12 protein-coding genes are annotated in these 11,725 nt (G+C 64.0%); 5 read left to right on the top strand and 7 right to left on the bottom strand.

Going from position 1 to position 11,725, the window contains the following annotated elements; translation table 11 throughout:
* Positions 1 to 24 precede the first annotated feature (24 nt).
* The gene (locus E8K79_RS17785; RefSeq protein WP_136515882.1) at positions 25 to 1,200 is read left to right on the top strand and encodes a hypothetical protein; all 1,176 of its coding nucleotides are present in this window, start codon (positions 25 to 27) and stop codon (positions 1,198 to 1,200) included.
* Positions 1,201 to 1,291: 91 nt separating this feature from the next.
* On the opposite strand, the gene E8K79_RS17780 is transcribed toward E8K79_RS17785, so the two are convergent.
* From E8K79_RS17780 to E8K79_RS17760, 5 genes are all read right to left on the bottom strand, one after another.
* Positions 1,292 to 1,930, bottom strand: coding sequence for an outer membrane beta-barrel protein (locus E8K79_RS17780; protein ID WP_136515881.1), 639 nt, complete (start codon positions 1,928 to 1,930; stop codon positions 1,292 to 1,294).
* Positions 1,931 to 1,961: 31 nt separating this feature from the next.
* Entirely contained in the window at positions 1,962 to 2,498 is a 537-nt protein-coding gene (locus E8K79_RS17775; RefSeq protein ID WP_136515880.1) for a FlgO family outer membrane protein, read from the bottom strand.
* Positions 2,495 to 3,157, bottom strand: coding sequence for a hypothetical protein (locus E8K79_RS17770; protein WP_135868305.1), 663 nt, complete (start codon positions 3,155 to 3,157; stop codon positions 2,495 to 2,497). The genes E8K79_RS17775 and E8K79_RS17770 overlap by 4 nt, the downstream gene beginning before the upstream one ends.
* A gap of 373 nt (positions 3,158 to 3,530) precedes the next feature.
* The gene (locus tag E8K79_RS17765; protein ID WP_136515878.1) at positions 3,531 to 4,004 is read right to left on the bottom strand and encodes a GreA/GreB family elongation factor; all 474 of its coding nucleotides are present in this window, start codon (positions 4,002 to 4,004) and stop codon (positions 3,531 to 3,533) included.
* A gap of 84 nt (positions 4,005 to 4,088) precedes the next feature.
* A complete protein-coding gene (locus E8K79_RS17760) occupies positions 4,089 to 5,099 on the bottom strand; it encodes a PilZ-like domain-containing protein (RefSeq protein WP_135868307.1) in 1,011 nt (336 codons plus the stop codon).
* Positions 5,100 to 5,283: 184 nt separating this feature from the next.
* Here E8K79_RS17760 and E8K79_RS17755 point away from each other — a divergent pair, with 184 nt between their 5' ends.
* The 4 genes from E8K79_RS17755 to E8K79_RS17740 all read left to right on the top strand — a co-directional run bounded on the left by E8K79_RS17755 (position 5,284) and on the right by E8K79_RS17740 (position 9,985).
* On the top strand, positions 5,284 to 5,592 hold the full coding sequence (locus E8K79_RS17755) for a cytochrome c3 family protein (protein WP_129127160.1): 309 nt from the start codon (positions 5,284 to 5,286) through the stop codon (positions 5,590 to 5,592).
* Between the two features lie 291 nt (positions 5,593 to 5,883).
* Positions 5,884 to 7,890, top strand: coding sequence for a molybdopterin oxidoreductase family protein (locus tag E8K79_RS17750; protein ID WP_136515877.1), 2,007 nt, complete (start codon positions 5,884 to 5,886; stop codon positions 7,888 to 7,890).
* 123 nt (positions 7,891 to 8,013) lie between these two features.
* Entirely contained in the window at positions 8,014 to 8,955 is a 942-nt protein-coding gene (locus tag E8K79_RS17745; RefSeq protein WP_136515876.1) for a chemotaxis protein CheV, read from the top strand.
* On the top strand, positions 8,945 to 9,985 hold the full coding sequence (locus tag E8K79_RS17740) for a TIGR04283 family arsenosugar biosynthesis glycosyltransferase (RefSeq protein WP_136515875.1): 1,041 nt from the start codon (positions 8,945 to 8,947) through the stop codon (positions 9,983 to 9,985). Before E8K79_RS17745 ends, E8K79_RS17740 begins: the two co-directional genes overlap by 11 nt.
* Here E8K79_RS17740 and E8K79_RS17735 read toward each other — a convergent pair.
* Positions 9,982 to 10,686 (bottom strand): response regulator, encoded by a 705-nt coding sequence (locus tag E8K79_RS17735; protein ID WP_246043868.1) that lies wholly within the window; start codon positions 10,684 to 10,686, stop codon positions 9,982 to 9,984. The two genes, E8K79_RS17740 and E8K79_RS17735, sit on opposite strands and share 4 nt — an antisense overlap.
* Positions 10,687 to 10,789: 103 nt before the next feature.
* Positions 10,790 to 11,659, bottom strand: a complete 870-nt coding sequence (locus E8K79_RS17730) for a diacylglycerol/lipid kinase family protein (RefSeq protein WP_136515874.1) — start codon at positions 11,657 to 11,659, stop codon at positions 10,790 to 10,792.
* Positions 11,660 to 11,725: the final 66 nt, after the last annotated feature.

Here is an 11,725-nt window from a genome sequence, read left to right as displayed (position 1 = left end):
TCAAACTTTCATAAGGGAACGGACATGCGTACAACTCTTCTACTCGCCAAAATCTTTACCCTCTTCGCCCTCATCGCCGGATGCGGCGGAGGGGGGAGCACCTCCGGGACAGGCCCGAGCGGCCCTCCCCATACCACCGTGTCCGGCGTGGTTTCCAAGGGCCCCATCCAGGGAGAGGTGAAGCTCTACACACCGGGGGCGAACGGGGACACGGCAACCAAGATCTTCCTCACCAGCGCCTTAACCGACAGCACCGGCTACTACACGGCCGATCTCGGTTCCTACAAGGGGATCGTTATTGTTGAGGCCACCGGCAGCTACACCGACGAAGCGACCGGCGCGACGCTCGCCATCGGCACCTCCGCGCCGCTGCGTGCCGTGGCTGTGATCGCCAACGCGGGCAACACGGTGCAGGCAAGCGTCACCCCGCTCACCGAGCTCGCAACGAGGAAGGCACTCGCCGCCGGAAGCGGCAGCGTCCTCACCGAGACCGCCATCGCCTCGGCGAACGCCCTGCTCTCGAACCTCTTCCCGTTCGACATCCTCGCCACCCGCCCGGTGGCGCCGACCGTGATCGCGATGAGCGGCGCGACCCAGCAGCAGCGAGACTACACCATCGCGCTCGCTGCCCTCTCCAAGCTCTCGGCGGCCTCCTCGCTCTCCACCGTTCTCAACAGCTTTGCCGCTGACCTCACCCTGAACGGCCGGCTCTCAGCCGCGACGGTCGCCAACTTTGAGACGGCGGCCGGCGCCTTTCTCGCCGACGGCACCCACAACAGGACCGGGGTAACCACGATCTCGGCGGGGATCGCGGCGGTCGGGTACTACACCGGCACCCTCTACCTCGCCACGACGGGAACCGCCTCCGCGCCGGTCACCTCGATCCAGATGACGCTCAAGCTTCCCGCCGGCGTGACGCTTAAGACCGGAAACAACGGCGAAGCGCTCGTCTCGCTCTACGGGGTCGCCGGACAGGCGGCCGCGCCGGGGATCAATTACATCGCGCCGGACACCCTCATCCTCGCCATCATCAGCTCACCCGGCTTCGCGGTGGGAGAGTTCGCCGCCGTCACGTACGTGGCCGAGCCCGGCGTGATCCCGGTCGCCTCCAGCTTCACCGTTCCGTACAGCAGGGTGACCGGCTTCGACGGGACGAACGACTTCGAGCTCCCGCTGTTGGTGGTGCCGATGCTCCACTAGCGTCCCTCCCGCGGGGGAAGGTCCAGTAAAACGCAAAGAGGGGATGCGCTAAGGCGCATCCCCTCTTCTTTTTATCCGATCCGGCTCCCGGTCAGTACAGGTACTTGAAGCCCAGACTCACCGTGGTCCCGCCGAGGTCCCAGCTCGAGCTTTTCTTCACGTTCTGGGCATCGGTGAGCTCCAGGTCCGGTTTCACCGAGAACCACTTGAAATCTGCCCCAAGCCGGAAGTTCTCGCTGAGCTTCAGATCCCCCCCCGCCACCAGGTGGTAACCCAGGGCGCTGCCGTGGCTGCTCTCGTCCACCGGCGGGATGCCTCCGTTGGTGAAGGAGAGCTTCTGATCGATGAAGGTGAAGTAGTACCCGGCACCGGCACCGGCGAAGAGTTCCAACTTTTCCAGCTCGAGAATCGCCTTGGCGGTCAGGGTGACCGGGACGCCGTAGAGGGTCTTCTCGCTGCGGGCCACCGAATCGGTCACCGTACCCGATGCGCTGTAGACCCCGGTGCCGAGCTCGAGCGCCGCGTACGACTCGGGGCGATAGCCGAAGGCAACCTCCGCCGCGTACCCGGTATCGAAACTCTTCAGACTGTTGGCGGTGCCGTGTTCCTTGCCGCTGGGCAGAAACGCCCCCCCCTTGACCGAAAAATAGGCGCTGTCGGCAGCGGCGGTCGATACCGCCAGCAGGGTGATCACCCCCGACAAGGCCATGCGCATTCCAGCACTTCGCATAGTTTCTCCGTTTCTTTTTGAGTTGTACCGACTATCGATTCGAGGTGACCCAGAGAAGGGACCTCACGTTGCTGTCCATCGGCAGGACGTAGTCCTCGGCGGCGATGGCCGTGTTGTCCTTCATCCCCACCAGCTTCACCGTGATGTACACCCGCCCGTTGGCGATGGCGTAGGTCCCGACGAGGACCGCCTGGGCCTGGTGCGTCAGGGTGATGTCCTTGATCTCGCGGGAAAGGAGCAGCTCCCCCTGCGACTGCTTGACAAAGATGCTGTCACGCATCTTCAGTTCCACCACCTGGTAGCCGTTCTGGGTCAGGCGGGTGGCGAGCTGCTCGGAAAGCATCCTGCCGAGGCGCGAGCTGTTCAGGTCGTCGATGTTCACGAGCGACGCGACCACGATCGGCCTGCGCTTGTTGAGCGTCTGGCCCACGGCGGGCGCCTGCAGCATCCGGTCGACGGCCCGGTAATTGGACCGCACTATGGGATCGGCGAAGTCTTCCACGCGCGTCTGGAAGAGGGCACAACCGGCGCAAAGAAGCGCAAGGCATAGAAGAAAGAGTCTTGTCATCGTCCCACCACCCCCAGTTGCTTGACCGGTCCCTCGGAAACCTCGGCGAAGAGGTCCACGTCATCGTCCTCGATGTAGTAGATGTCCGTCTTCCTGAAGAGGTACCTGGACTGGTCCATGATGGTAGTGGTGACCACCAGCTCGGTATGCGTGGCCTCCCCCGCGTAGAGCCCGAGGGCATAGTCGGCAAGCCCGGCGATCCCGATGGTGGCGGGAATGGCCGAGGAGGCGTCCCCCGCGATGTCCCGCACCACCCAGATCCCGGCGGTGAGCGCTGTCAGGGTGCCGGGAACGTGGGTATAGCGGCTGCTTTCGTGCCGCACCAGTTGGGTCTCGTAGCTCACCCCTTTCCCCTTGGCCGCGTCGGAGGTGACCGCGACACCCCGGTTCACGAGCCGGGTGATGAGGAAGTTTCTGAAGGCGTGGTCGAAGGCGGTCTTTCCACCGGGCTGGATGTAGAGCTCCTGGTCCTTCAGAGCGTTTCCGGGACGGGAGACGGCGACCTGGGTCTGGCGCGCGATGTCGTCGGCTAAGACATCCCAGTGATGGGCGGCCTTGGCCTTTTTCTGGGTGGTCAGCGGATGGTTAACCGCGACGGGGACCCGCGAGGCGCAGCCTGCCATGAGCACCACGGTTAACAACAACACCACTCGCAACATATCTGAAGACCTCCATGTCAAATTAGGCGCCGGACGCGGCTTGAGTGTCAAAATTCCGACCGGCTTTACGAACCGTCGCACCGCATCGCTCCACGTGATATCGGCCGGTTACAGTCCGCACCGGCGCCGCGGATTCCATGCCCGGTTTACACCGCTTCGTTGTGCAATGTTTCGGCCAAAAGAAGGATCGGTCGATATTTTCACTCTTCGGCGCGGGGGCCCTCTTCTTGAGCCTTTACGGAATTGTGTGGGAGAAAAGCGGTCACGGCAGCCGCCGGGGTGCCGGTGCGCAGCAGGGGATGGCAAGGAAAGAAACGGGGGGGAACCAGGGGGGAAAAGCAGCGGCGCTCCGCATCAGGGAGCGCCGCGGGGACTACTGCGGTCTTTTCGAGGCGATGGCGGTTATCGTCACGGTGAGGTCTCCGGCCGGGCGCCTTATCAGCACCTCGTCGTCGACCTTCCTGCCGAGCAGCGCCTTACCCACGGGGGAGTCCACGCTGATCTTTCCCAGGCTCACGTCGAACTCGTCCGGTCCCACGAGCTGGTAGCTGCGCGCCTCCCCCTCCTCGTCCTCGTAGGTCACCCAGCAGCCGAAACTGACCAAGGCGGGGTTCAAAGGAGGGTAGACCACCTTCAGCACCTTGAGACGGTCCCCCAGGTGCCTGAGCTCGCGGTCGATCTCGCGCAGCCTTTTCTTCGAGTAGATGTATTCCGCGTTCTCGGAGCGGTCCCCTTCGGCCGCCGCGTCCGCCATATTCTTCACCATGCGCGGGCGCTCGGTCTCCCAGAGGAAATCGTAACGGTCCTGAAGTCTCTTGCGCCCTTCGGCGCTGATCATGTTGGTCATGCTGATCCCCTCGTTGAACGGCAGTTGGCAAAGGGGGGCATCATAATAGACTTTCCGCCCCAAGGCAATACGGTACCGGAGGTTTCAGGGGTTGTCGAGGTGGCGGTACTTCCGAATAGACTGTTCGTAGGTCTTCTCGATCTGGTTGTCGGAGGGAGCCTTGCTGTAGGCGATGAGATAGCGGGCCGCGGCCCAGAGAAGGATGAGGAAGAGAAGCGTCCAGCCGCACCGGGCGATGATCTGGCGCCTGCCGAGCGGGGCGCGCGGTGTATCGGGGATTTCGTCCATCTCCCGTTTGTCGGCGACCTTGCGCATATGTGCGATCTGGACGGCGGAGATCTGCTTGAAGATGAGGTCGCGGTCGCGCTCGTCCAGAAAGAGGAACTGCATGCCGACGTCGTAGCGGGAGGAGCCGTCGCGCAGGGTCATGGGGGGCTTCACGTGGACCACTTGTCCCACGGCATGCACGAGCCGGGGCGGATCGAGGGGGAGGTGCAGTTCCAGGTTCAAAAGCTGGTCGGGACGCGCGGTCACCGGCATGCGCAGGCAGACCCCGCCGCCTCCCAGGTTCAACTGGGCCCGGAGCAGGTCGCACCAGTTGATCGGCTTGGCCGGCGCGAAGCGCGCCATGTGGGCGGCGATGACGAACTCGTCGTACCCCTGGAACTTCATCTGCTCCCGTTCCTTGCGCACCTCCCAGTCCCGCTCCACTTCCTTGCGGCCCGACTCGTCGGCGATGTCGTAGCGCACCCTGAGCGCCATCTCGGTCCTGAAAAACTGGCGCCGCTCGCGCAGGGTGAAGCTGCCGAAGAGCCGGATCTGCAGCACCCTCGCGCCAAGCTTGTCGGTGACGATGCCGTTGCAGGTGTAGCTGTCCTTGCCGCGCCAGACGCAAACGTCGAGGATGAACCCGATGTCGACCCGCACGTTGGCCGGCAGGACATCGCGGGATATCTGCACGAGGAGCATGTCACCGCCGGACTCGCTGATGACGCCCCAGTCCCGGAATACGCCTCCGCCGGAGAGCGGTATGCCGATCTCGATACGCATGCCGGACGCGAGCGCGTCCCGGTATTCGGCGTATTCGTCGTTCATGATGACCCTTTTTAATAAGAAAAAAACTAGCCCATCACATTAAACTGCAACTATGCCAAAATGCAAGGGGACAACCGGCCACACTCGTGTTTGCAACCTATCGGGAACAGAGGCCGTCTTGACATCGCGGTGGGGTGTGTTATCAACTTAAAGGCTTTTTTTACTAATGAACGAAGGGAGAACTATGAAAAAGATAACGATGATGGCGGCAGCCCTGGTGGTTGTCATGGCGGCGGCACAGGCGATGGCGGTACCGGCGGGCAAGAGTGTGGAGTGGAACACGGCGATGGGGAAAGTGACCTTCAAGGGTGACGACCATGCCGGCAAAGGGCTCAAGTGCAACGAGTGCCACAGCAAGATCTTCAAGATGAAGAAGGGTGCCGCCCAGATGAAGATGGCGGACATCAACGCGGGCAAGTACTGCGGCGAGTGCCACAACGGCAAGAAGGCGTTCAAGCCGGCCGGCAACTGCGCAAAATGTCACAAGAAGTAACCCTTCCCACTCTGCGCGTCCCCGGCCTGCCGGGGCGCGCACCCGTTTCATCCCCCTCTTAGAACTGAGCCCCCCACTTCGTACACGGTAAGCGGAGTACAACTCCCCACTATTGCACGTGCCCCGGCGTCCCCCCTTTGCGAAGGGGGGACAGGGGGGATTTGCCTTGACCGGGCCATACAAGCTCCAAGCTGGGAGGCACATGAACAGCTTTTGTGTTGATCTGCAGCCGCAAAACACATAAAAAGGGACAGCCAGTTTCCGAAGCCGTTTCACCCCAGGAGAAAAGAGATGAGCGTTGTTACCAAGAGATCGGTCTGCCCCTTCGACTGCCCAGACACCTGCGGCATGCTGGTGCAGGTGGAAAACGGCCGCGCGGTCGCGGTGAAGGGGGATCCGGAACATCCCTTCAGCCGCGGCACCCTCTGCCCGAAGATGCGCCACTACGAAAAGACGGTCCACTCGCCGCTGAGGCTCACCACGCCGCTTAAGCGCACCGGCGCGAAGGGAAGCGGCAGCTTCGCCTCCATCTCGTGGGAAGAGGCGATCGCGGAGGTGACCGCGCGCTGGCAAGGGATCATCAAGGAGCACGGGGCGGAGGCGATCCTCCCCTACTCCTACGCCGGGACCATGGGGATCGTGCAGAGAAACTCCGGGCATCCCTTCTTCCACCGCATGGGGGCCTCCCGCCTCGACCGCACCATCTGCTCTCCCGCAAAGGGAGAGGGATGGAAGGCGGTCATGGGACAGACGGCGACGCCGCCGCCGGAGAGCGCGGGGAAGAGCGATCTCCTCATCCTCTGGGGGATCAACGCCGCGGCGACCAGCATCCACTTCCTGAACCAGGCGGGCGAGGTGCGCAAAAACGGGGGCGAGGTCTGGCTCATCGACACCTACGAGACCCCCACCGCCTCGGCCGCAGACCGCACCTTTCTGGTCCGCCCCGGAAGCGACGGGGCGCTCGCCCTCGGCATGATGCACGTCATCGCACGCGACGGGCTCACCGACGCCTCCTTCATCGCGGAGCACGTGCTCGGCTTCGAGGAACTCGCGGCCCAGGTGCTCCCCGAATTCACCCCGGAGCGCGCCGCGGCACTTACCGGGCTCGCCGCCGAAGACATCGTCGCCATGGCGCACCGCTACGCAAAGGCAAAGGCCCCCTTCATCAGGCTCGGGAGCGCGCTTTCGCGCTACGGAAACGGCGCCATGACGGTGCGCTGCGTCTGCTGCCTCCCCGCGCTCGTCGGGGCCTACGGCAAGGAGGGGGGAGGATGCTTCCCGGACACCTCCACCGGCGCCGCCTTCCCGATGGAGCTACTCACCCGCGAGGACCTGATCCCCGGGACGACGAGGCTCGTCAACATGAACCGGCTCGGGCACGCCCTGAACGAACTCGACGCCCCCCCCATCATGGGGCTCTACGTGTACCACTCGAACCCGGCCGCCGTCACGCCGGACCAGAACCAGGTGCTTAAGGGGCTCTCCCGCGAGGACCTTTTCACCGTGGTGCACGAGCGCTTCATGACCGACACGGCGCGCTACGCCGACATCGTCCTTCCGGCGACCTCGTCGCTCGAGCACAGCGACATCTACCGCTCCTACGGCACCTACTGCATCCAGCGGGCGCAGGCTGCGGTCGCCCCGGTGGGAGAAAGCAAGTCGAACTGGGAGGTGTTCTCCCTGCTCGCAAAAGGCATGGGCTTCACCGAGGAGATCTTCACCCTGAGCGCGGATGAGATGATCGACCGGCTCCTCGCCGTCCCGAGACCGCTCAGGGAGGGGATCGACGAGGAGGCGCTTGCCCAGGGACGTCCGGTGACCCTCGCCGCGCGGAAGGGGGGGATCCTCACCCCGTCCGGGCGGATCGAGATCCTGAACGAGCGGCTCGAGGAGAAGCTACCGCGCTACCTGCCGACGCACGAGGAAGCGGCACGCCTCCCCTTCCGGCTCATGACCGCACCGACGCCGTACGCGCTGAACGCGAGTTTCTACGAGCAGGAGGAGTTGCGCGAGAAGCAGGGGGGGATGCGCCTCAAGATGAACCCAGAGGACGCGGCCGGCAAGGGGCTCGCCGACGGGGAGCAGGTCGTCGCATGGAACGAACTCGGGGAGGTCGACTTCACACTCGAGGTGACGCCGAAGGTGCCGTCCGGTGTCGTGGTCGCCGAGGGGGTCTTCTGGCTCGCCTTCGCGACGGGCAGCCGGTCGGTGAACGCCCTCACCTCGCAGCGCCTCACCGACCAGGGCGGGGGGAGCACCTTCTACGACAACCGCGTCGATGTGCGCAGAGGCAATTGACGATTGACAACGGGGCGGGGCGCCTTACGGAGATTGCCGAGCATTTAGTGCAGATTTGCCTCATGCTTTGGCGCGTGCTGCCGATGTAGTCAGGAAAAGCGGCACGAAAAAAGCGGGGGGCGTATGGAACCGAACAGCAAGATACTTCTGGAAAGCGGCACCAACGAGCTGGAAATAGTCGAGTTCAGGATCGATGAGATGGACGCCAAGGGTAACGTCATTCCCTGCTACTTCGGCGTCAACGTGGCGAAGGTACGCGAGATCATCCGCCTCCCGGAAATCCGCAGGGTGGTGAACGCGAACGCCTCGGTAAGCGGCATGATCAAGCTGCGCGACCAGGTGATCACCCTGATCGACCTGTCCCGCGCGCTCAACAAGAATACCGAGGGGATCCCGGCGGACCGGGTCATCGTCCTCGAGTTCAACCGGATCGTGGTGGGCATACAGGTGCATTCGGTCTCCCGCATCTACCGCATCTCGTGGGAGAACGTGGAGCCCCCGGTCAAGGCGATCCACGATGCGAACATAACGGGCGTCGTGAAGATGGAGGACCGCATCATCCTGATCCTCGACTTCGAGAAGATCATAGGGGAGCTCTCCTCGACCATGGCGCTCGCCGCCCCGGGAGAGGACCTGATGCTCGCGCACTCGACCGCGAACCGCGGCGCGAAGACCATCCTGGTCGCCGACGACTCGGCCTTCATCAGGAGGACCATGTGCGGCTCGCTCAGGGAGGCAGGTTACCGGGTGGTGGAAGCGGAGAACGGCGAGGAGGCGTGGGAGCACTTGCAGGCGGTACGGGAGAAATGCAAGGCGAGCGGGGAGCCCTTCAGCAACCAGTTGAGCCTCGTCATCACGGACATCGAGATGCCCCGCATGGACGGTCTGCACCTGACGGCGCTGATCCGCAAGGAGGCGGACCTTGAGTATCTGCCCGTGGTCATCTTCTCTTCGCTTGCCAGCGAGGACAACAAGATGAAATGGCGCAACCTGGGCGCGAGCGACATCCTTACCAAGCCGGACCTGCCGAACCTGGTGCAAAAGGCGGACACCCTTGTCCTTTGAGCCGTGCCCCGAGCTGTCGATCATCGTGCCGTTTTACAATGAGGCGGGGAACGTGGTTCACTTCCTCACGGCGCTCTCCCGGCAGCAGGGGGTACACCTGGAGGTGATCCTTTCGGACGGCGCCTCCAGCGACCTGGGCAGGGATGAGGCGGAACGGTTATCTAGCAAGCTTCCCTTCCCGGTCAGGGTGATCGGGGGGGAGAAGGGGCGCGCGGGACAGTTGAACCGCGGCGCCCTCGCGGCACGGGGGGCGACGCTCCTCTTCCTGCACATCGATTCTCACTTCGAGGACCCGCTCGCCCTGCGCAGCGGGCTCGACGCGCTTACGGCGGCGGGAGCGGCACACGTTGCCGGCCGCTTCGCCCTCAGCTTCGACTTTGGCGGACCGACCCCGCTCCCCTACCGTTTCTACGGACAAAAAGCGACCCTGGACCGCCCGGGATGCACCCACGGCGACCAGGGTTTTCTTATCGGCCGCGCCTTCTTCGAGGAGGCGGGTCCCTTCGACGCTGACCTACCGCTCATGGAAGACACCTTTTTCGCTGAGCGCGTGCGAAAGATGGGGCGCTGGCTCCTCTTGCCACCCCGCATCAGCACCTCGCCGCGCCGCTTTTTAGCCGAGGGGCTCCTCCCCCGGCAGTCGCTGAACGCGGTCCTGATGAGCCTCGCCCACACCGGCCATCTGCAGTTGATCCGCGACCTGAAGAGAAGTTACCGCAGCCAGGACACGACGGGGAAGCTGAGACTCAGGCCGGTTCTCACGCCGCTCGCCGATGCAATCCGTGCGCTGCCGCGTGCCGAGAGGCGCCGCCTGTGGCGCGAAACCGGCGCCTACGTGAGGGGGAACGCCTGGCAGCTCGCTCTTTTCCTGGACGTTCTCACCGGTGACGTAGAGGCGGGCAAAGGGGGAAGGTTTCTGCTTCTTTACGACCGCATCGTGGCGCGATTCATCGCCAACCGTGCCGGGGACCTGTGTGCGGCACTCCTCACCAGGCTCTGGTTCCGACTCACCCTCGCGGCCCTACCCTAGCGTATCCCCTCAACGAACCCCTTCAGCTCGTCGGTCTGCCACGGCTCCAGTTCGAGCAGTTCCACACCGAACCCCGCAGGAAGCCCCTTGTGTACCCGGCTCCCCTCCTCGTTCACCCAGGCCACCCGTCCCTGCACTTCTAAGAGAGGGAGCCGCTCCGTCTCCAGGTAGAAGGCGAGGCGCAGCTTCTGGTGCAGAAGGACCGTTTCGCGGCTCGCCACGAAGAGTCCGCCGTCGCCGATGTCGAGGGCGTGGGCGCCGACCGGGGTGCCGTCCAGGAGGAAAAGAAGCGGGACCTGGCAGGGGACCCTCTGCTCGCGTCGCTCAACGCCGGCGGTGTACTTGTGGGCCATCTCGAGGAAGAGGCGACGGTCGACCGGCTTGGTGAGGAAGTCGTCACACCCGGCCTGGGCGGCGCGCGCCCGGTCCTGCTCGTTGCCCGCGGTGGTCAGCATGACGACGGGGACGCCGCAGAGGAAGGGATCGGCCTTGAGAAGTGCACAGCAGGAGATGCCGTCCATGACCGGCATGTTGAAGTCCATGAAGACCAGGTCGGGGGGATCCTTGCGGATCAACTCGAGCGCCTCCAGGCCGTTGCCGGCCGTGACGACGTCCACGTGGGAACACTTGAGGAAGCTCTTCTCCAGTTCCAGGATCAGCTTCGTGTCGTCAACCAGCATGATCTTCGCTTTGGTACTCACGCCTATTCCCTCCCGGTCAGTTCATATCAGCGGGAAGCCGATGCAGCCGGCCACCCGTTCATTAATCAATATCATGGCAGGTTTGTCAAGATGACAGCAGTTATTAGACCACGAGACGTACAAGTTCCGGAATGGTCCGGATGGTAAGAGGTGTCGGGCAGACGTAATCGCCGTCCAACTGTACCGCCTTCGCCCCGGAGAGTTCGAGCTGCGCCGCGCTGAAAGAGGTGACGTTCCGGCTGTAGACGGCCGTGCCGTTTAAAAGCCCCATGGCGAGCCCCAAGTAGGCGAGGCGCCCCCCGCTGATGCAGAGCACCTGGAAGCCCGGGGTGAAGAGGTCCGCCTCGGGGGCGAGGAGAAAGTCCCCACCGTACTTCGCGGCGTTGCAGACGATGACGCCGTGACAGGTGACGTTTTTTCCTCCCCCGGTGACGGTGAGCTGCGAGGCGTCCCAGTCCATAAAGTTGCGCAGGGCGGAGAGAAGGTAGGCCCCCTTGCCGATGGCGCGTTTCTCGGAGAGGCGCACGTCGCGCACCACGGCGCCGTCGAAACCGGCGCCCGCCATGAGCACGAAGCGCCTCTTTTCGCCGTCGCGCTCCACCTCTCCCACGGAGATGGGGCGCGACTCGCCGCGCCCCAGGCGATCGAGGGCTTCGTCGATGGAGGAGATGTCGAGTTCGCGCGCGAGCACGTTCGAGGTGCCGAGCGGGATCACGCCAAGGGTCGCCACCCCCGGGACGAGCCCGTTCAGGACGCCGTTGATGGTGCCGTCCCCCCCTGCCACCACGATGAGCGGTTCGCTCTCCTCGGTGCAGATGCGGGAGGCGAAGAGGGCCGGATCGGCGGCGCTTTGCGTCGGCATGAGTATGGGCTCGAGCCCGCGCCCCTTGAGCCCGGCCATGATCAGGTCGACCTTTTGCTGCGAAAAGGTCCCCGAGGTGGGGTTTACGATGAGGAAACAGCGTCTGGACAAAAAAACACCTCCACGAAAAAGGGGCCGCAGTAGCGGCCCCCGGAAGGTAGCAAAAACAGTGTCTGA

The organism is Geomonas edaphica, assembly GCF_004917075.1.
Classification (GTDB): Bacteria; Desulfobacterota; Desulfuromonadia; order Geobacterales; family Geobacteraceae; genus Geomonas; species Geomonas edaphica.
This window is presented reverse-complemented; position numbering and strand designations above follow the sequence as displayed.

What these genes read in the sequence shown, in the direction of transcription:
- E8K79_RS17785 (WP_136515882.1), top strand. Translation starts at nt 25, where the DNA reads ATGCGTACAACTCTTCTACTCGCCAAAATCTTTACCCTCTTCGCCCTC.
- E8K79_RS17780 (WP_136515881.1), bottom strand. Translation starts at nt 1,930, where the DNA reads ATGCGAAGTGCTGGAATGCGCATGGCCTTGTCGGGGGTGATCACCCTG.
- E8K79_RS17775 (WP_136515880.1), bottom strand. Translation starts at nt 2,498, where the DNA reads ATGACAAGACTCTTTCTTCTATGCCTTGCGCTTCTTTGCGCCGGTTGT.
- E8K79_RS17770 (WP_135868305.1), bottom strand. Translation starts at nt 3,157, where the DNA reads ATGTTGCGAGTGGTGTTGTTGTTAACCGTGGTGCTCATGGCAGGCTGC.
- E8K79_RS17765 (WP_136515878.1), bottom strand. Translation starts at nt 4,004, where the DNA reads ATGACCAACATGATCAGCGCCGAAGGGCGCAAGAGACTTCAGGACCGT.
- E8K79_RS17760 (WP_135868307.1), bottom strand. Translation starts at nt 5,099, where the DNA reads ATGAACGACGAATACGCCGAATACCGGGACGCGCTCGCGTCCGGCATG.
- E8K79_RS17755 (WP_129127160.1), top strand. Translation starts at nt 5,284, where the DNA reads ATGAAAAAGATAACGATGATGGCGGCAGCCCTGGTGGTTGTCATGGCG.
- E8K79_RS17750 (WP_136515877.1), top strand. Translation starts at nt 5,884, where the DNA reads ATGAGCGTTGTTACCAAGAGATCGGTCTGCCCCTTCGACTGCCCAGAC.
- E8K79_RS17745 (WP_136515876.1), top strand. Translation starts at nt 8,014, where the DNA reads ATGGAACCGAACAGCAAGATACTTCTGGAAAGCGGCACCAACGAGCTG.